Below are 19,661 nucleotides of genomic sequence, written 5' to 3'. Positions count from 1 at the left end.
GTTCCCATACCGAACACGACCGTTAAGCCCTCCAGCGCCAATGGTACTTAGACCGCAGGGTCTTGGGAGAGTAGGACGTCGCCAAGCACGAGAGACCGATCGCATGTGATGCGATCGGTTTTTTGTTGTTTCTATAGTCACCCAGATCAAGGGAATAGGACCTCAGTTACATACCCCACGCATCTCTTCTTCGTCTCCGCAAGACAAGTTTCGCCAAAAGCTGTAATTTTTTTAGAAATCGACATGTTTTGACTTTCTAAGAAACGACTTATGTCTACATAATTTATGTATGAATTCCAATCCATGTAATGTTTTTGGCTTTAACCTGAGTCATGAACATTTAAGCGTTTTTATTTACTTGCAAGGAAACCTCATGTATAAACAGCAGCTAACCGCACCAAGCTAATATAAAATGAATTTTAATGAGCACTTGACCTTTTGCTAAAATTGCATATAATAAAATCAAAGTCAAAGAAAGTCAAAGTCAGTTGTCCGAATATTCCGTGTATGACAAAAATGACTGTCTGGCTTCCATGATTTTTTGTTTCAATTCTTGTTTTATTGGTTATTTCTCAGGGAGGTTGGTGGTTTGCGTAACATTTCCGATCTCATCGAACAGTATTTGAAGCATATGCTTCAGGACAGTCCTGAAGGAGCAGTAGAAATTCAGCGCAATGACTTGGCTGACAAATTTTCTTGTGTACCTTCGCAAATCAACTATGTCATCAGTACTCGATTTACCATGGAGAAAGGATACATGGTTGAAAGTAAGCGCGGAGGCGGAGGCTATATCCGAATACAACGGATTGATCTTCCGGCACTGAAGGCGATTCAATTTCATATCGAGGAAACGATAGGGGAATGCGTCGATCAAAGTGCGGCGGAAGGACTTATTTATCAGCTGGAGGAAGCGAGACTTATCACGAAACGTGAAGGTAATCTGCTTCGGGCCGCAGTACACCGCGATACGATCGCGCTTAAGCTGCCGCTCAGAGATGAAATCCGGGCACGAATGCTCAGGTCCATGCTGATCTCATTGCTGGTCAAATAACGAACAGCCGTTTATACCGGGAGGAGGGATCAGGCTTGTTTTGCCAAGAATGCGGTAAAAAGCCAGCTACGCTTCATTTTACAAAAATCATCAATGGCGAGAAAACCGAATTTCACATTTGTGAAAGCTGTGCCCGCGAGAAAGGTGAAGGCATACCTGGCGCGCCGAATAGTTTTTCCATTCATAGCTTATTGTCAGGACTTCTTGATTTCGAGCAATTAGGCAGTTCGGGAATTGCCGGTATAAAAGAGCCAGCGCTGCGCTGCGAGGAATGCGGACTTACCTATACACAGTTCAGCAAGATTGGCCGATTCGGCTGCAGCTCCTGTTATCAGGCTTTTGAAGCTAAGCTTGATCCGCTTCTCAAACGCGTTCACAGCAGTACCGTACACAGCGGCAAGATACCGAAGCGCTCGGGCGGACAAATCCAGTGCAAGCGCGAAATCGAACAGCTAAGGCGGAATCTGCAAGAGAAGATTGATCAAGAGGAGTTTGAAAGCGCGGCTCAGCTGCGTGATCGAATACGTGAATTAGAACGTAAAATTGCAGACCTGTAAGCTGGTATAGAAGGAGTGAAAGTACCTCTTGACTAAGCATCGATTCTCACAGCATGCGCTTAGCGAATGGATGAAGGACACAGGGCCTGAATCTGAAATTGTTATAAGCAGCAGAGTGCGAGTAGCGCGTAATTTACGTCATCAGCCTTTTCCATTGCTTTCAACGAATCAACAATCTAAGGATGTCATGGATCAGCTGACAGAAGTAAGCCAAAGCGGTAAGCTGCAGTCCATTGGTTCATTCGAAACCATTGTTTTGTCAGATTTAAGCGAGCTTGATAAAAGGGTGCTTGTTGAAAAGCATCTAATCAGTCCTAATTTAGCGAACGAATCGCGATGCGGGGCCGTTATTTTAAGCGATAATGAATCTGTTAGCATAATGATTAACGAAGAAGATCATTTGCGCATTCAATGTCTGTATCCTGGTTTTCAAATCCAAGAGGCATGGGCATTGGCTAGCGGAATTGACGATATTTTTGAAGAATCCGCCGATTATGCTTTTGATGAAAAACGCGGTTATCTAACGACTTGTCCAACCAATGTTGGCACAGGTATACGGGCATCGGTTATGATGCATTTGCCGGCGCTTGTGCTTACGTCGCAGATCAATCGCATATTGTCAGCAGTCACGCAGGTGGGTTTAGCAGTTAGAGGATTGTACGGCGAGGGAAGTGAGGCGCTTGGCAATTTATTTCAAGTGTCAAACCAAATTACGCTTGGGCAATCCGAGAATGAAATTATTGACAATTTGTACAGTGTAGCCAGACAAATTATCGAGCATGAGAAAGCAGCGCGTAAGCGCCTTATGCATGACTCAAAGCTGAGAACAGTGGATCGGATAAAGCGGTCATACGGTATTTTATCTTATGCACAGGTCATGGATTCCAAGGAAGCGGCACAGCGTTTATCGGATGTGCGGCTTGGCGCGGACCTCGGTATTTTATCAGATGTAACGCCGCAAGTATTGAACGAGCTTTTGGTAATGACTCAGCCTGGATTTTTACAGCAAACCTTCGATGAGAAGATGAGTCCGGAGCAGAGGGATTTCAGAAGAGCAGAACTCATACGCAAGCAATTGCGTGGTGAAAAAGGCCATGGGGGTGCGTAAATATGATGTTTGGAAGATTCACGGAGCGAGCACAGAAGGTGCTTGCATTGGCGCAAGAAGAAGCGGTTCGTCTAGGACATAACAATATTGGAACAGAGCATATTTTGCTTGGCCTTATTCGCGAAGGGGAAGGAATAGCGGCTAAAGCGTTAATCGGTCTAGGACTTGGACTTGAAAAAATCCAGGATGAGGTTGAAGCTTTAATCGGTCGCGGCCAAGAGCAGCCGAACAACATCGCATATACGCCGCGCGCCAAAAAAGTGATCGAGCTTTCGATGGATGAAGCTAGAAAGCTTGGACATACGTATGTCGGCACTGAGCATATTTTGCTTGGACTGATTCGCGAAGGCGAAGGCGTAGCGGCACGGGTGCTCAATAATCTTGGTATTAGTCTTAATAAGGCTCGCCAACAAGTGCTGCAGCTGCTAGGCAGCAGTGAGGCCGTATCAAGCAACCACGGCTCGCCTGCTAATGTAAGTACGCCTACACTTGACGGTCTCGCAAGAGACTTGACGGCATATGCGAAAGAAGGAAATCTCGATCCCGTTATTGGACGCAGCAAAGAAATCGAGCGCGTTATTCAAGTGCTTAGCCGTCGTACCAAAAACAATCCCGTGCTAATCGGGGAGCCAGGCGTAGGTAAAACAGCAATTGCTGAAGGCCTTGCCCAAAAGATTATCGAAAATGAAATTCCTGAAACTTTGCGCGATAAACGAGTAATGACGCTGGATATGGGGTCTGTAGTCGCAGGTACGAAATACCGTGGCGAGTTCGAGGATCGTCTGAAAAAGATCATGGATGAGATTCGCCAAGCTGGCAATATCATTTTATTCATCGACGAGCTTCATACGCTAATCGGCGCAGGCGGAGCAGAAGGCGCGATCGATGCGTCGAATATTTTGAAGCCGGCTCTAGCGCGCGGCGAGCTTCAGTGCATTGGAGCTACGACGCTTGATGAATACCGTAAATACATCGAGAAGGATGCAGCGCTTGAGCGCCGCTTTCAGCCGATTACGGTCGATCAGCCGTCACCTGAGGAAGCCATTCAAATTTTGTACGGCTTACGCGATCGCTACGAAGCTCACCACCGCGTGAAAATTACGGATGAAGCGATTGTGCAGGCTGTTAAGTTGTCTGACCGTTATATTCCGGATCGGTTCTTGCCGGATAAAGCCATTGACCTCATCGACGAAGCAGGTTCGAAGGTGCGTCTAAATTCTTACACGGTACCGCCGAATTTGAAGCAGCTTGAAAATCGTCTGGAGGATATCCGCAAGGAGAAGGATGCAGCGGTTCAGAGCCAAGAATTCGAGAAAGCGGCAGCGCTTCGTGACACGGAGCAAAAAATTCGCGAAGAGCTCGACATAACCAAAAACCAGTGGAAAGAAAAACAAGGCCGTACGGATTCCGAAGTGACACCTGAGGATATCGCACAGGTTGTAGCCAGCTGGACAGGTATTCCGGTCAGTAAAATGGCTGAAGGAGAAACCGAGCGCCTGTTGAAAATGGAAGATATTCTTCATGATCGCATTATCGGTCAGGAGGACGCAGTCAAATCGGTATCGAGAGCGATTCGCCGAGCGCGTGCCGGTCTGAAGGATCCGAAGCGTCCAATCGGTTCATTCATTTTCTTAGGTCCAACAGGGGTTGGTAAGACGGAGCTCGCAAGAGCGCTTGCCGAAGCGATGTTTGGCGATGAGAACGCGGTTATCCGCATCGACATGTCGGAATACATGGAGAAGCATTCGACTTCACGTCTAGTCGGAGCGCCTCCGGGCTATGTCGGCTATGAAGAAGGCGGACAACTGACGGAGAAAGTACGCCGTAAGCCTTATTCCGTAGTCCTGCTCGATGAGATCGAGAAAGCACATCCAGAGGTATTCAATATCTTGCTTCAAGTACTTGAGGATGGTCGCTTGACCGATTCGAAAGGGCGCGTTGTTGATTTCCGCAATACGCTGATCATTATGACTTCGAATGTCGGAGCCGATCAAATCAAGAAGAATTCTTCCCTTGGTTTTACTGCCGTTCAAGATGCAGGGCGCGACTTCTTGCAAATGAAGGACAAAGTCATGGCTGAGCTTAAGAAAAGCTTCCGTCCGGAGTTCTTGAACCGTATTGATGAGAGCATCGTGTTCCATTCGCTTGGCGAAGAGCATATTGCCCAAATCGTTACGTTGATGTCGGAGGAGCTCCGCAAACGTCTGCGTGAGCAGGAGGTTGATTTCGTACTGACGGATGCAGCGAAAGCGTTCCTTGCTAAGGAAGGCTACGATCCGCAATACGGAGCGCGTCCGCTTCGCCGGGCGATCCAAAAGCATATCGAGGACCGTCTGTCCGAAGATTTGCTTATGGGTAAAATCCAAAAAGGCGACACGTTCACCATTGACGAAAAAGATGGCGGCCTAACGGTCAGCAAGTCCATCCAAGAACAAGAACCTGAGGAATCCACTACGAAATAAACGATAATATCGAACGGTCCCGCGACAGACAGCTGTTTGCGGGACTGTTTTTATTGTTGCAAACAATTGACAATGAGAATCATTATCGTATAATGGGTGGATAGCAATACATAGAATGGGAGGAACAACGATGATAGTTGTTACTAATACAATTAAGGTGAAAAAGGGACATGGGGAGACGGTAGCCAAACGTTTTCAAAACTCGAAGGGAATTGATTTATCCCCAGGCTTTGTTCGCATGGAGGTTTTATTCACGGAAGGAATAGAAGAACATGACGAGCTTAAAGTCAGCACGACATGGGAAGACAAAGCTTCTTTTGAAGGCTGGGTAAACAGTGATTCCTTCCGGCAGGCGCATGCCCACCGAGGAGGGCAGCAGCCAGGTGCCGAAGGCCAGCAAACGGAAAGTGTCATGCTCGGATCACAGCTGACTACGCATCGCGTATTGGTTGCCCGCCAGGCTGAAATTGAAGGCTAACTTATTTAACCGTTCGCTCTCTTATCCACAGTGGATAACGGGAGCGTTTTTTGTTGTTTTGGAGCAAGAGGGCTGAGGACTATGGGGATATGTTGATGACTTGTGGATAATGTTGATAAGTTGTTGGTAAATCTGTGGATAATTAAGATGAGAATCAAAATGGATAGGTTGGGCTGTGGGAAACGAATAATAGTTAGGTTATCGTCTGTTTTTCATTCACAATGTGGGTTTATACATGGGGGATAAAATGGTAAACTTTATATAGTGTCATTTTAAGCATAATCGCTAGGGATGGCTTCATCTATTTTTGCTAGCCCATAACGTTTAAGGAGTACAGAATGGCCAAAATAAAATCGAAGTTCGTTTGTACGGAATGCGGTACCGAATCGGCAAAGTGGCTGGGCAAATGCCCGGGCTGCCATGCCTGGAATTCCATGGTGGAAGAGAAAGAAACGGTTGTGAAGACGAAGGGAGTCGGATTGTCTTCGTTTCATGCGAAAGAAAAGCCGCAGTCCATCATACATATAGAAAGTGGGCAAGAGCCTAGGATCGAAACGAGAATGCTTGAGCTCAACCGAGTGCTCGGCGGCGGCGTCGTTCCTGGCTCGCTTATTCTTGTAGGCGGAGATCCCGGTATCGGAAAATCAACGCTGCTGCTGCAAACCTCTCATGCCCTTGCCGTGAAAGGGCTGAAGGTTCTCTATATTTCCGGGGAGGAGTCAGTGCGGCAGACGAGGCTTCGGGCTGACCGCCTAGGCGCGCTGACGGAATCGCTGTATGTATTATGCGAGACCAATATGGAGCAAATTAACGATGCGATTGAATCGGTTCAACCGGATTTTCTCGTCATCGACTCGATTCAAACGGTTTATGATCCCAATGTTCAATCAGCTCCCGGCAGTGTGTCGCAGGTTCGCGAATGTACGGCGCATTTTATGAGAGTTGCCAAAATTAAAGGGATCGCAACGGTGCTCGTCGGCCATGTAACGAAAGAAGGCGCGATAGCAGGGCCTAGGCTGCTCGAGCATATGGTGGACTGCGTCCTTTATTTTGAAGGGGAGCGCCATCATACATACCGGATTCTACGCGCCGTTAAAAACCGCTTCGGCTCGACGAATGAAATCGGTATTTTTGAAATGGGCGAGGATGGCTTGCGGGAGGTTTCCAATCCTTCTGAATTGTTTCTGTCCGAGCGTCCGCTCGGCGTATCCGGCTCGACGGTCGTCGCTGCCATGGAAGGTACGAGGCCAGTGCTTGTAGAGCTTCAAGCGCTTGTGGCAACAACCAACTTCCCTTCTCCAAGAAGAATGTCCACGGGCATTGACCACAACCGGATGGCGCTTATCATTGCGGTATTGGAGAAACGTAACGGCATGTTTCTGCAAACGCAGGATGCTTACTTGAACGTAGCTGGCGGCGTGAAGCTGGATGAGCCGGCAGTCGACCTTGCAGCGGCGGTCAGCATTGCCTCTAGCTTTCGGGATGCGCCAACGAAGCCGTATGACGTTATTTTTGGCGAGGTAGGGCTGACGGGCGAGGTTCGCGCGGTATCGCGGGCGGAGCAGCGAGTGAAGGAAGCAGAAAAATTAGGATTCAAACGTGTCATTATGCCGGAGAAGAGCTTAAAAGGGTGGAAACCGCCCGCAGGCATAGAAATTATTGGCGTAACCACAGTGTCGGAAGCACTTAAGGCAGCGCTTGGATAGGGGGGCAGACGATGAAGGAACCTACTCAGCTTGAAATTATGAATCAACTATTGCAATTAGTCGCACCAGGTACCCCTTTTCGTGATGGGCTTGAAAATGTGCTTCGGGCCAAAACGGGGGCTTTGCTTGTAGTAGGCTATAGTCCAGAGGTGATGGAGGTTGTGGATGGAGGCTTCTCCATTAACTGCGATTTCTCGCCCAACTATTTATATGAGCTTGCGAAAATGGACGGCGCGATTATTTTGAGCGAGGATATGCGGAGAATCTTGTATGCGAATACGCAGCTCATTCCGAACAGCTCTATCCCGTCGATTGAAACGGGTATCCGCCACCGTACCGCGGAGCGTGTAGCGAAGCAGACCGGAAAGCTTGTCGTATCGATCTCGCAGCGCCGGAATATCATCACGCTCTATCAAGGCAACCTTCGTTACTCGCTGAAGGATATGGGCGTTATTTTGACAAAGGCCAACCAAGCGATTCAAACGCTAGAGAAATATAAAGCGGTGCTTAGCCAATCGTTTACGAATTTATCGGCGCTTGAATTTGAGGAGCTTGTTACCCTGCAGGAAGTAGCGCATGTTATCCAGCGCGTGGAGATGGTGCTGCGCATCAAAATGGAAATTAAACGCTATGTGAATGAGCTGGGTACGGAAGGCCGCCTCATCAGCATGCAGATGGATGAATTGGTGGGCGGCGTTGAAGAGGATGCCTGGTACTTACTTAAGGATTATGCCAAAGAGAATTCGGATGAGAAGATCCGGGAAATCCGGGCGGGCCTAAAAAAACTGAGCTCGGATGAGCTGCTTGATGCGCCGCCGATCATCCGTCTAATCGGATACCCGCATACGAGCAATATGAGCGATGAGTCGGTTTCCCCTCGCGGTTATCGTTTGCTAAACAAAATTCCGAGATTGCCTCTTATTATTATGAACAATCTGATCGAGCAATTTGGACGGCTGCCTCATATCCTGATGGCGACGATCGAAGAATTGGATGAAGTGGAAGGCATTGGCGAGGTACGTGCACGGGCCATCAAAGAAGGACTCAAGCGGATACAAGAGCAGATGTTCATTGACAGGCAAATTTAAATCCCATACAATGGATTGAATGTGGTCCTTTAACGCGGATGTACATTCGTTGTGGGTTTTGGGGCATAGTAGAGAAGAGGTGGAAAAGATGATCGCAAAATCGATACCGAGCCTTCTCACGGTGGGGAATTTATTCTTAGGAGTAATCGCCATCATTCTTGTATTTAACGAAAAACCGGATACGGCGGCTATGATGGTGTTAATCGCGATGCTGCTTGACGGTGTAGACGGACGCGTTGCTCGGGCGCTGAACGTTCAAAGTGAATTCGGTAAGGAGCTAGACTCGTTATCCGATGTGATTTCGTTTGGCGTAGCACCGGCTTTTATTATGTATGTGGTCGCTTTTCAGGATCTTAATCCAGCCTTCGCATGGATTGTTACGGCATTGTTTCCCATATGCGGCGCTTTACGGCTTGCCCGCTTCAATGTCATTTCAAGCGCGCCTGGCTACTTTATCGGTCTTCCGATACCGGCGGCCGGCGGTGTGTTAGCGACGCTTGCATTGTTCAAAGACGACATTTATGTATCGGTGCTGCTCACGAGCACGCTTGTACTTTCCTTGCTCATGGTCAGTACGATTAAATATCCGAATTTCAAAAAAGTCGGCATTCCTAAGAGCGCCATTTGGGTTGTGCCTATTGTCATAGTCGTGGCTGTCGTGCTCGGCTTGTTCTTCAAAAACGATCTTTCAAAAATATTGTTCGTACCGCTGCTTCTCTATGCGCTGTACGGCCTAAAAAAAAACGTTGATCGCCGTTTGCCAAAGCGGAACCGGAAGCGGAAATCGCGCGATGAAATCGCCGAAGAGCCTGTTCAAACGGAAAAACCGGCTTAAGACGGCAGTTGAACGGTTGAATGCTGCATCTATCCAATAAAGAGCGTTTCTGAACACAGCCTATTGTGTCTAGAAGCGCTCTTTTTATAGGGATTCTCAAAGAAATAGCCTTGAGGCGCACATCGCCTCAAGGCTATTTTAATTATCAAGTAAGCTTTGAGGCTCATTTCTTTACGTTAAATTAAACAGGCCAAGCGTGGAGCATTTGTCGTATTCATCGGCAATAACCTCATCCAGTTGAATATTCAGCAGATTGCATAAGGCTGTCATGTAAAACAGGTTGCGGCCCAGATCGTTCTTAAGCGCGTCGCGGCAATGCTCGCATACGGCTCCGGTGAGATGGCTTTGCAGCGTCGTTTTGGCATTTTCGAGATTCAGGTCATCCGAGTATTGCTGCTTGCGGGCATTTAATTCGATACAGCCGCAATCCGTTACTGCTTTGGTAACTGCACGATTGACAGAAGCACCCGACTGTCCGAATTTGGACATAACATCTAACAGACTGCGGTGACGTAGCAGCAATTCGGATACTTGCTGCTGAAATTGATCCAGTGTAGGAGCGCTCATCGGTTCCACCTCTTTCACCAACCTCTTTTGTTATAATCTTAATTTCCATTATAAGCCTCATCCCGTCCGTTTACAAAATGTGAATTATTAAAATTTATAAATGTTTGCAATTAATAGGCTCCCCTACGGTTAGCAAGGCAATTATTGGAACATAATTGTAGTGGAGGTGAACCATAATGGTTAGACGTATAATTCAACTAATGGGAATGTTGTTCGGCGGTATGGCAGGCGGTGAAGTATATGGATGGATAAATGGAGCGGCCGTATGGTCAGGCTCATCCTTCGGTATGCTACAGCGATCCGGCACTTATTACATGAATGTAGCAATTGGCGCGGTTTTTGGTGTGGTTGCAGCAACGATGTTAGCAGGGCAAATCATCCGTTATATGCAGAAGGGTGCGGAGCAAACCGCTGCGCTTCCGATGCAGCAGCTCATTGCAGGGGCCGGAGGGCTTTTAGCAGGCTTATTGCTTACCGTCTTGATCTATCCGGCTGTATCTGGACTTGAGGGCTTAGGAAGCCTTGTTCCTGCGGCTATGATGGTATGCTTCGGCTATTTGGGCATGCGTATCGGCCTGCATAAGCAGCAGGAGCTGGCAGAAGGCTTTGCTGCCTTGCTGGAGAAGCGCAGAATCGCACCGGCTGCAGATGAAGCAGGCGGCTACGAGGAGCATAAGATACTCGATACAAGCGTTATTATCGATGGGCGGATTGCAGACATCTGCAAAACCGGATTTATTGAAGGGACGCTTGTCATTCCGGAGTTCGTGCTTGAGGAGCTTCAGCATATTGCGGACTCGTCTGACTTGCTGAAACGCAACAGGGGACGGCGCGGGCTCGATATTTTGAACAAAATTCAAAAAGAGCTTGATGTGAAGGTACTTATTTACGAAGGAGATTTCGAAGAAATCGGCGAAGTGGACAGCAAGCTGGTCAAGCTCGCTAAGGCGCTTCACGGCAAGGTCGTTACGAATGATTTTAATTTAAACAAAGTTTGCGAGCTTCAAGGCGTATCGGTGCTTAATATTAATGATTTGGCTAATGCGGTCAAGCCGGTTGTTCTGCCTGGGGAAGAAATCATCGTTCAAGTGATAAAAGACGGCAAAGAGCATGGCCAAGGCGTCGCCTATTTGGATGACGGTACGATGATCGTCGTCGAGGGCGGCCGCGAATATATCGGAACGACAATGGAGGTGCTCGTGACGAGCGTATTGCAAACCTCTGCGGGCCGAATGATATTCGCAAAGCCGAAGCTGTTGGAAAAAGCGCTGTAACAAGGTATGATAGTACTATTGTTAGAGCGCAAACGGCTGACGCCGCTCTGCAGCGGCAAAAGCTCGTTTCGCGGTGAAAAATAAGCCTGCTGTGAGAGATAATCTTATATGCGCTTATTTTTTAACTCTGTGTGAGGCGGGTCGAAGGCATGGGAGCAGATTGGGGAGTCATCATCGTAGCGGCCGGACGAGGCACGCGAATGGGGACGAAGGAAAGCAAGCAATATTTGCAGCTCGGGGACAAGCCCATACTTGTCCATACGCTTGAGCTGTTTCAGTCAATGGAATCGGTTAAGGAAACGGTCCTCGTCGTTGGAAGCGATGATGTGGAGCGCTGCCGTAATTGGGTGGCCCAATACGGCCTGACGAAGGTTACGGCTGTTGTTGCCGGAGGCAAAGAGCGCCAGCATTCCGTATACTGCGGGCTGCAGGAGCTGTCAACGGACTGGGTCATGGTCCATGACGGGGTGCGTCCGCTTGTAACGGCGGATGCTGTACGCGCTTGCTGCATGCAGGCAGAGCATAGCGGTGCTGCCGTGCTGGCCGTTCCGGTTAAAGATACGATTAAACAAGTAAATGAAGCGGGTGTGATCGTTTCGACACCGGACCGCCGAAGCTTGTGGGCGATACAAACGCCGCAAGCTTTTCGACGTGTCCTGCTGCTGGAAGCGCACGAACGCGCAATGGCGGAGCAATTCATAGGAACGGATGACGCGATGGTTGTCGAGCGCATGGGCGCTAGCGTTACCGTAGCAGAAGGCGAATACACCAATATTAAAATTACGACGCCTGAAGATTTGCCGTGGGCGGAATTTCTGCTTGCGAAGCGTCGTGCCGACAAGGCAGAGGGGAACGGTGAGCAAGGATGATTCGAGTTGGACAAGGGTTTGATGTGCATCAATTGGTAGAAGGACGTCCCTGTATTATCGGAGGGGTGACGATTCCTTATGAGAAGGGCCTGCTGGGCCATTCAGACGCTGACGTGCTGCTGCATGCGATAACAGATGCGATACTGGGTGCTCTGGGTCTTGGTGATATTGGCAAACATTTTCCCGATACGGATGCCGCATATAAGGACGCAGACAGCTTAAAGCTGCTTGAAGAGGTATGGAAGCTTGTACGCGAGCGCGGTTATAAGCTTGGTAACATTGATTCCACTATCATTGCACAGAAACCGAAAATGCTGCCTTATATTCCGCAAATGGCCGAAATCATTGCCAAGGCACTCGAGGCTGACATCGCGCAGGTGAACGTAAAAGCGACGACCACCGAGCAGCTTGGATTCACGGGACGCAGCGAAGGAATTGCGGCGCAATCCGTTGTTTGTCTAATCATGGATGTGATATGATCGGATTTATTGCTTACGAAGCTAGCTTTTGCTTCGCAAAACTTTTAGGAGGTATATTGAAATGACAGCAGAAGTTCGAGTTCGTTATGCCCCATCTCCGACGGGCCATTTACATATAGGGAATGCAAGAACGGCCTTATTCAATTATTTGTATGCAAGAAATCAAGGCGGTAAATTCATCATTCGAATCGAAGATACGGACGTGAAGCGCAATGTTGCGGGCGGAGAAGAGAGCCAACTCAAATACTTGAAATGGCTTGGCATCGATTGGGATGAAAGCATCGATATCGGAGGCGGATACGGACCTTACCGCCAGACCGAGCGTCTTGATATTTACAAAAAATATTGGCAAGAGCTTCTCGACCGCGGTCTTGCTTATCGCTGCTATTGCTCAGAGGAAGAGCTGGAGCAGGAGCGGGAAGAGCAAACAGAGCGCGGAGAAACCCCGCGTTACTCCGGACGGCACCGCGATCTGACAGAGGAGCAGCGTCAAGCTTTCGAAGCCGAAGGACGTGTGCCGAGTATTCGTTTTCGTGTACCGGAAGGCCGTACTTATGCTTTTGACGATATCGTTAAAGGCTCGATCAGCTTCGATACCGCCGAGATGGGCGATTTCGTAATCGTGAAGAAGGACGGTATCCCGACGTATAACTTTGCGGTCGTGCTGGATGATTATTTGATGAAAATCAGCCATGTATTGCGCGGAGAAGATCATATCTCGAATACGCCCCGCCAGCTGATGATTTATGAAGCACTCGGATGGGAGCCGCCGCAGTTTGGCCATATGACGCTGATCGTGAATGAGCAGCGCAAAAAGCTAAGCAAACGCGATGAATCGATCATCCAGTTCATCTCGCAGTACGACGATCTCGGCTATTTGCCGGAAGCCATGTTCAACTTTATTACGCTGCTCGGCTGGTCGCCGGAAGGGGAGCAGGAGATCTTTACGCGCGAAGAGCTGGTTTCTGTATTTAATCCGGAGCGCCTAAGCAAAAGCCCTGCCGTATTTGACACGCAGAAGCTAAGCTGGATGAATAATGAATATTTGAAAAAGGCAGACCTGGAGCGGGTTGTCGATCTTTGCTTGCCGCATTTGCAACGTGCCGGACGTACAGCCGGAGACCTTGACGCGGAGGGCAGAGCTTGGGTGACGGATCTCGTGGCGCTGCATCAGGACAAGCTGCGTTCAGCTTCGGATATCGTTCCCATGACGGAGCTTTTCTTCCGGGATACCGTAGAGGATGAGGAAGAGGCCGTCGCCGTGCTCGCCGAAGAGCAGGTTCCAACGGTGCTTCAAGCCTTTTTGACTCTCGTTGAAGCGGGCGAAACGCCTTTTCAAGTTGATGGGATCAAAGAGATGATCAAGGCGGTGCAGAAAGAAACGGGCTTCAAAGGGAAGCAGCTCTTTATGCCGATTCGTGCGGCGCTTACTGGACAAACGCATGGTCCGGACCTTAACCAGTCACTCGCTTTGCTTGGCAAAGAAAAAGTGATTAAGCGTCTCCGTGATCGCTTAGCGGGCAAAACGGTTTAGCCGCTTTACGGCACTCGACTTATTTGAGAAACATAATACCCTTGTCACATTTTTGGGTATTCGGTATACTATGACTAATAAGTGAATGAATTGAACGGCCATGAACAGGAGAAGTACGTTTGCTTGTGGATTCGCAGAGAGGACAACCGTCATTCGAATCGGCGTCGCATTATGGTGTGGCTAAGGAAACAGAATGGGGCTGAAAGTTGTCTGGTCCGCCGAACGGAAATATGCACCTGGGAGCTTTGTTCCGAGCTGCCGCAGCAGGTTATCACGACCCTTTGGATTAGGCGGAGACGCGTATTACCATAAGGACGTCCACCGTGCTGGGCAAGGTAGGCAGCAACGTATCGTCTGCGTTAAAGACGATGAGATGAACAAACAACAGCCGATAGCCGGCTAGCTTGCTTGTTCAAGCAGAGTGGAACCGCGAGATTACACGCCTCTGCAGCATAATATGCTGCGGAGGCTTTTTTGATATATAAGGACATCTTTGTATTCAAATCTAAATGTGCTTATATATCTCAGCGAAAATAGCTTATGCCGCCAAAGGTGGCTGCAGCCGTTTGCGCTTAGTTGGGAAATTATGAGCGTACGATAAGGAGCATTGCTTATGTTTCGTCATTTTCGATCGGACATACAAGCGGTATTTGAGAATGATCCGGCCGCACGCAGCCGCTTTGAGGTTGTGTTCACCTATTCAGGCTTGCATGCCATATGGGCGCACCGCATAGCCCATCCTTTATACCGCAGAGGCTGGTTTACGGCAGCACGCATGATCTCCCAGGTGAGCCGGTTCATGACGGGTATTGAGATACATCCGGGCGCCCGGATCGGCGAGAGGTTGTTTATCGACCACGGCATGGGCGTAGTCATTGGAGAAACCTGCGAGATCGGCGATGACGTCGTTATTTATCAAGGCGTCACTCTAGGCGGTACCGGAAAAGAAAAAGGTAAGCGTCACCCGACAATTGGTAATAATGTTGTTATTGGCTCAGGAGCGAAGGTGCTGGGTTCGTTTCAAGTAGGCGAGTTTTCCAATATTGGATCGAATGCCGTTGTGCTTCGGGAAGTGCCAACGAATTGCACGGTTGTCGGAAATCCGGGCCGCGTCGTAAAACGAAACGGCGAACGGGTCGGCGACCGGCTTGACCATACGCAGCTTCCTGACCCGGTCATCGAAATGTTTCGCACGATGCAAAAGGAAATTGATGATTTGAAAACCGAACTGAAGCAGCTTCGGAAACCTGTAGCTGGAGGAGAAATAAGAAAATGACGGTATCTATTTATAATACGGTGTCACGGCTGAAAGAGCCTTTTACTGCGCAAGAGCCGGGCAAAGTGAAAATGTATGTATGCGGTCCGACGGTTTATGATTACATTCATATCGGCAATGCGCGTCCGGTTATTTTCTTTGATGTCGTTCGCCGCTATCTAGAGGATATCGGGAACGAAGTTCAATATGTCGTTAACTTTACCGACGTAGACGATAAGCTTATCCGCAAAGCCGAGCAGCTTGGCACAACCGTACCGGAGGTAGCGGAAACGTTTATTGAGGCATTTTATGCGGATATCGAAGCGCTGGGCGTTCATAAGGCAACGCTGAATCCGCGGGTGACGGAGCATATTCCGCAGATCATTGCGTTTATTCAAGGACTAATAGACAAAGGCTATGCCTATATGAGCGATGGCGATGTTTATTATCGTACGGCTGCATTCGCGGATTACGGCAAGCTCTCCCATCAGAATATAGAGGAGCTCCAATTCGGTATCCGCGTTGAAGTCGGCGACCGCAAAGAGAATCAACAGGATTTTGTCTTATGGAAAGGTGCGAAACCGGGAGAAATCAAATGGGAAAGCCCTTTTGGCGATGGACGTCCGGGTTGGCATATCGAGTGCTCCGCCATGGCCCGCTCGTATCTCGGCGATACGCTGGATATTCATGGAGGCGGACATGATTTGCAATTTCCGCATCATGAATGCGAAGTAGCGCAATCGGAAGCGTTAACGGGCAAACCGCTTGCGAACTACTGGATGCATAACGGCTATATCCATATCAATAACGAGAAAATGTCGAAGTCGCTAGGCAACGGCATTACGGTTCATGAACTGGTGAAGCGGGTTAAGCCGCATGCTATCCGTTACTTTATGTTATCCACCCATTACCGCAGTCCGCTTAATTTCAGCGATGACACGGTTGCCCAAGCGGAGAATAGCGTGGAGCGGATCGCTAATTGCGCAGCCAATCTCAAGCATAGGCTTAACGCGGCCCAAAGCGATTCCGCTCAGGCTGCCGAAAGCGTGAACGGCCTTGTTCCATCCGGTGAGGAATCCTTGGATGCGAAGCTTAAAGCGATACATGAGCAATTCCATGCGAAAATGAGCGATGATTTCAATACGCCGGATGCGATCACCTCTGTATTTGATTTAGTGGGCGAAGCCAATCAGTATCTCAATCGCGCCGATGCGGCCGCTAGCGGCATTCTAGCTTTGCTGACGCTGCTAGAGCGTATGGATGCCGTGCTTGGATTGCTTCCGCAACAAGCGGGAAGCGAGCTGCTGGACGCGGATATTGAACAGCTTATCGTGGAACGGACAGAAGCGCGGGCGTCCAAAAACTGGGCGAGAGCCGATGAAATACGTGACCTGCTCACGGAGATGGACATCGTGCTTGAGGATACGCCGCAAGGTATCCGCTGGCGGCGCAAATGAGCGAGGGCAACGATACGAACATGCTGTTATTCCATCCGCCCTCCAAATTGCCGCAGCTAATGAATCCCGTTATACTCGCTTATATGGGTGATGCTGTGTTCGAGCTCCTTGTAAGGCAATATTTAATATCGCTGCCGAATCAGAAGTCCCATCATATCCACCGCGAAGCGACGAAGATCGTATCGGCTAAGGGTCAAAAGCGGGCGCTGGATCTTTGGCAGCCGCATTTGACCGAGGAGGAGGCGGACATTGTCCGCCGCGGACGCAATTCAAAATCAGGCGCTCCGCCCAAAAATGCGGATCTTGCGGATTACCGCATGGCAACCGCCTTGGAGAGTTTAGTCGGATATCTCTATTATGAGGGCCGTATCAATCGCATACATGAACTGTTTACGATCGCGATCGGGAAGAGTGAAGATGATCTTTAAGGCTAGAACAGCCATTTTATATAGGAAAAAGATAAGAGGAGGGTAACCGATGACTGAAGAAATTGTTCAAGACGAGATGATTGCCGGTAAACACCCGGTGCTGGAAGCACTGCGGTCCGGCCGTGAGATTAATAAAATTTGGATTGCCGACGGCGCACAGAAGACTTTGACGCAGCCGATTGTCGCTGAAGCGAAAAAATTCGGTATCGTCGTACAGTTTGTGGATAAGAGGAAGCTTGACAGCCTAACCCCCGGGGTTACGCATCAAGGCGTTGTCGCTCAGGCGGCTGCCTTTGCTTACGTAGAGGTAGAGGAGATTCTTGAGCGCGCGAAGCAGAAGGATGAGATCCCTTTTATTTTGCTGCTGGATGAAATCGAAGACCCGCATAATCTCGGTTCCATATTGCGTACGGCGGAATGCACGGGAGTTCACGGCGTTATTATTCCGAAAAGACGCTCTGCAGGACTGACGGCGACCGTTCTTAAAACATCGGCAGGGGCAGCGGAGCATGTACCCGTTGCGCGCGTAACAAACCTTGCGCAAACCATTGATAAGCTGAAGGAAGCGGGCGTATGGGTAGCCGGTACTGACCTAGATGCCAAGCAGGATGTTTATAAAATGAAATTCGATATGCCGCTAGTCGTTGTGATCGGTAATGAAAGCAAAGGAATGGGAAGACTCATTAAGGAAAAATGCGATTTTCTCGTGAAATTGCCGATGCTTGGCCAATTGAACTCACTGAACGCTTCCGTTGCGGCCGGCGTTCTTATGTATGAGGTCGTGCGTCAGCGCCGGAGCATTTAGGTTATGAACCGGCGCGACGATATTTTATTAGTCGACGGTTATAACATGATTGGCGCTTGGCCGGTGCTAGAGAAACTGAAGGAATATGATTTGGAGGAAGCCCGGGACAAGCTGCTGGACATGATGGCAGATTATCAGGGCTTCACGGGAATGCAGGTTTACGTCGTTTTCGATGCACATCAGGTTCCGGGCTTAGGCGCTACATATCGGCATCATAAGCTGATGATCGTATATACCAAGGAAAAGGAAACCGCGGATGAATGCATCGAACGCCTATGCTCGGAGCTTTATGTCCGGCGAAGGAATATATATGTTGCAACCTCCGATATGGTAGAGCAGCATGTTGCCTTTGGCAAAGGAGCACTGCGCGTATCTGCACGCGAGCTCCTTATCGACATTGGCCAGAACCGTAAAAATATTGAACAAACGCTTCGTGAGGATAAGCCGGGAAAACGCAATTCGGTAGACGGAATCGTGAGTCTTGAAGTCCGCAGCCAGCTAGAGAAACTTCGCCGCGGTGAGAAATAAAGGAAGCGGGCGTTCATTGTTCGTGAGCAGTGCAGGCGGAATGTCTGATAAAGTTCCACAAAGTTACAAAATTGCTAGTATATCGATAGCTTTCGGCCCCCGGATTGGTTGACGTTGTAAGGTTACATAATGTATACTGACTCTATCATTAGCGATAAGAACGTGTTGGTATTAAACAGTATGTTTTCTTATCTTTCGACGCGAATCGCTGTTGAGCCCATGTGATTGGGAGTAGCAGGATAGGTTTGCATGAATACGAATCTAGCGGTGTACGCCTTGCAGGCCGGAGGGATAGTTCGTGAGTATCGACCTCAAAGAATGGAGTACGCTCGAGTATGACAGCAGCACGGACGAGGATATCGTCGAAGCGGTCCGCAATGGCGACAGCATAGCGTTGGAATATTTGATTAACAAGTATAAGAATTTTGTGAGAGCCAAAGCGCGCTCCTATTTTCTTATCGGCGCGGATCGTGAAGATATCGTGCAGGAGGGTATGATTGGTCTATACAAAGCAATTCGGGATTTTAAAGGGGACAAGCTAGCAAGCTTCAAGGCCTTTGCGGAATTGTGTATAACTAGGCAAATTATTACCGCCATCAAAACAGCCACGCGTCAGAAGCACATCCCGCTTAATTCCTACGTTTCGCTCGATAAGCCCATTTATGATGAAGATTCGGATCGCACGCTGCTGGATGTGATTTGCGGTACGCGGGTTTCTGATCCGGAAGAGTTGATCATCAATCAAGAAGAATTCATTGGCCTGGAAGATAAAATGTCCGAAATTTTAAGTGATCTTGAACGTAAGGTTCTTATGCTTTATTTGGACGGAAGATCTTATCAGGAAATTGCCGTCGATTTGGATAGGCATGTGAAATCCATTGACAACGCTCTCCAAAGGGTGAAGCGCAAGCTCGAACGTTACTTGGAAGTCAGAGACATTAGCGGTTAAATGCATTCATACGTAATCGTCATTAATGAGGGCTGTCTTCCATCTGGCGGTGTCCAGGTGGAATGTTGGTCCTTTCTGTTTTAAATGGGCTTAAGTAGACTATAATGGTAGATACGAGCCCGATGCTCTTGTAATTACCAGTTTTTCGCAGCCCTGACACTTATCTTTTACATTGACATCAAAATTGCCGTGTGATAAAGTGTTTAGGTAGGCCTAAAATCGAGGTTTTTT

The 19,661-nt window shown here is 48.7% G+C and carries 19 protein-coding genes and 1 rRNA gene; 19 read left to right on the top strand and 1 reads right to left on the bottom strand.

From position 1 onward, the window contains the following. The 9 genes from rrf to pssA all read left to right on the top strand — a co-directional run. Positions 1-87, top strand: a 5S ribosomal RNA gene (gene rrf / locus MRBLPE1_RS10260); the annotation flags it as partial. 502 nt (positions 88-589) lie between these two features. Continuing rightward, positions 590-1,051, top strand: a complete 462-nt coding sequence (locus MRBLPE1_RS10255; protein ID WP_364144945.1) for a CtsR family transcriptional regulator — start codon at positions 590-592, stop codon at positions 1,049-1,051. Positions 1,052-1,086: 35 nt separating this feature from the next. Then, positions 1,087-1,608, top strand: a complete 522-nt coding sequence (locus MRBLPE1_RS10250) for a UvrB/UvrC motif-containing protein (RefSeq protein ID WP_364144942.1) — start codon at positions 1,087-1,089, stop codon at positions 1,606-1,608. A gap of 28 nt (positions 1,609-1,636) precedes the next feature. Continuing rightward, positions 1,637-2,716 carry a protein arginine kinase gene (locus tag MRBLPE1_RS10245; RefSeq protein WP_364144939.1) on the top strand — a complete coding sequence of 360 codons (1,080 nt, stop codon included), beginning with the start codon at positions 1,637-1,639 and terminating at the stop codon, positions 2,714-2,716. A 2-nt stretch (positions 2,717-2,718) separates the two neighbouring features. Then, complete coding sequence (gene clpC / locus MRBLPE1_RS10240; RefSeq protein ID WP_364144937.1) at positions 2,719-5,178, top strand: ATP-dependent protease ATP-binding subunit ClpC; 2,460 nt, start codon at positions 2,719-2,721, stop codon at positions 5,176-5,178. A 130-nt stretch (positions 5,179-5,308) separates the two neighbouring features. Continuing rightward, positions 5,309-5,656 (top strand): antibiotic biosynthesis monooxygenase, encoded by a 348-nt coding sequence (locus MRBLPE1_RS10235; RefSeq protein ID WP_364144934.1) that lies wholly within the window; start codon positions 5,309-5,311, stop codon positions 5,654-5,656. A 338-nt stretch (positions 5,657-5,994) separates the two neighbouring features. Next, positions 5,995-7,362 carry a DNA repair protein RadA gene (radA, locus tag MRBLPE1_RS10230; protein ID WP_364144931.1) on the top strand — a complete coding sequence of 456 codons (1,368 nt, stop codon included), beginning with the start codon at positions 5,995-5,997 and terminating at the stop codon, positions 7,360-7,362. 11 nt (positions 7,363-7,373) lie between these two features. Further along, positions 7,374-8,450 (top strand): DNA integrity scanning diadenylate cyclase DisA, encoded by a 1,077-nt coding sequence (gene disA / locus MRBLPE1_RS10225; RefSeq protein WP_364144928.1) that lies wholly within the window; start codon positions 7,374-7,376, stop codon positions 8,448-8,450. 88 nt (positions 8,451-8,538) lie between these two features. Continuing rightward, positions 8,539-9,285, top strand: a complete 747-nt coding sequence (gene pssA / locus MRBLPE1_RS10220; protein ID WP_364144926.1) for a CDP-diacylglycerol--serine O-phosphatidyltransferase — start codon at positions 8,539-8,541, stop codon at positions 9,283-9,285. Between the two features lie 171 nt (positions 9,286-9,456). On the opposite strand, the gene MRBLPE1_RS10215 is transcribed toward pssA, so the two are convergent. Further along, entirely contained in the window at positions 9,457-9,852 is a 396-nt protein-coding gene (locus MRBLPE1_RS10215) for a DUF1573 domain-containing protein (RefSeq protein WP_308998869.1), read from the bottom strand. A 176-nt stretch (positions 9,853-10,028) separates the two neighbouring features. Between MRBLPE1_RS10215 and MRBLPE1_RS10210 the strand changes: the two genes are divergently transcribed. From MRBLPE1_RS10210 to sigH, 10 genes are all read left to right on the top strand, one after another. Next, a complete protein-coding gene (locus tag MRBLPE1_RS10210; protein WP_364144922.1) occupies positions 10,029-11,126 on the top strand; it encodes a PIN/TRAM domain-containing protein in 1,098 nt (365 codons plus the stop codon). A 149-nt stretch (positions 11,127-11,275) separates the two neighbouring features. Beyond that, positions 11,276-11,995, top strand: a complete 720-nt coding sequence (ispD, locus tag MRBLPE1_RS10205; protein WP_364144919.1) for a 2-C-methyl-D-erythritol 4-phosphate cytidylyltransferase — start codon at positions 11,276-11,278, stop codon at positions 11,993-11,995. Then, on the top strand, positions 11,992-12,474 hold the full coding sequence (gene ispF, locus MRBLPE1_RS10200) for a 2-C-methyl-D-erythritol 2,4-cyclodiphosphate synthase (protein WP_364144917.1): 483 nt from the start codon (positions 11,992-11,994) through the stop codon (positions 12,472-12,474). Before ispD ends, ispF begins: the two co-directional genes overlap by 4 nt. A gap of 61 nt (positions 12,475-12,535) precedes the next feature. Continuing rightward, entirely contained in the window at positions 12,536-14,008 is a 1,473-nt protein-coding gene (gltX, locus tag MRBLPE1_RS10195) for a glutamate--tRNA ligase (RefSeq protein WP_364144915.1), read from the top strand. A 613-nt stretch (positions 14,009-14,621) separates the two neighbouring features. Continuing rightward, positions 14,622-15,284 (top strand): serine O-acetyltransferase, encoded by a 663-nt coding sequence (cysE, locus tag MRBLPE1_RS10190; protein ID WP_364144912.1) that lies wholly within the window; start codon positions 14,622-14,624, stop codon positions 15,282-15,284. Further along, positions 15,281-16,720, top strand: coding sequence for a cysteine--tRNA ligase (gene cysS / locus MRBLPE1_RS10185; RefSeq protein ID WP_364144910.1), 1,440 nt, complete (start codon positions 15,281-15,283; stop codon positions 16,718-16,720). The genes cysE and cysS overlap by 4 nt, the downstream gene beginning before the upstream one ends. Beyond that, on the top strand, positions 16,717-17,148 hold the full coding sequence (locus tag MRBLPE1_RS10180; RefSeq protein ID WP_364144907.1) for a Mini-ribonuclease 3: 432 nt from the start codon (positions 16,717-16,719) through the stop codon (positions 17,146-17,148). Before cysS ends, MRBLPE1_RS10180 begins: the two co-directional genes overlap by 4 nt. A 49-nt stretch (positions 17,149-17,197) precedes the next feature. Next, positions 17,198-17,953, top strand: a complete 756-nt coding sequence (gene rlmB / locus MRBLPE1_RS10175) for a 23S rRNA (guanosine(2251)-2'-O)-methyltransferase RlmB (protein WP_364144904.1) — start codon at positions 17,198-17,200, stop codon at positions 17,951-17,953. 3 nt (positions 17,954-17,956) lie between these two features. Continuing rightward, the gene (locus MRBLPE1_RS10170) at positions 17,957-18,481 is read left to right on the top strand and encodes an NYN domain-containing protein (protein WP_364144902.1); all 525 of its coding nucleotides are present in this window, start codon (positions 17,957-17,959) and stop codon (positions 18,479-18,481) included. A gap of 298 nt (positions 18,482-18,779) precedes the next feature. Next, a complete protein-coding gene (sigH, locus tag MRBLPE1_RS10165; protein WP_053373882.1) occupies positions 18,780-19,430 on the top strand; it encodes an RNA polymerase sporulation sigma factor SigH in 651 nt (216 codons plus the stop codon). Positions 19,431-19,661 lie beyond the last annotated feature (231 nt).

It is taken from the genome of Paenibacillus sp. LPE1-1-1.1, assembly GCF_040676435.1.
Taxonomy (GTDB): Bacteria; Bacillota; Bacilli; order Paenibacillales; family Paenibacillaceae; genus Pristimantibacillus.
This window is presented reverse-complemented; position numbering and strand designations above follow the sequence as displayed.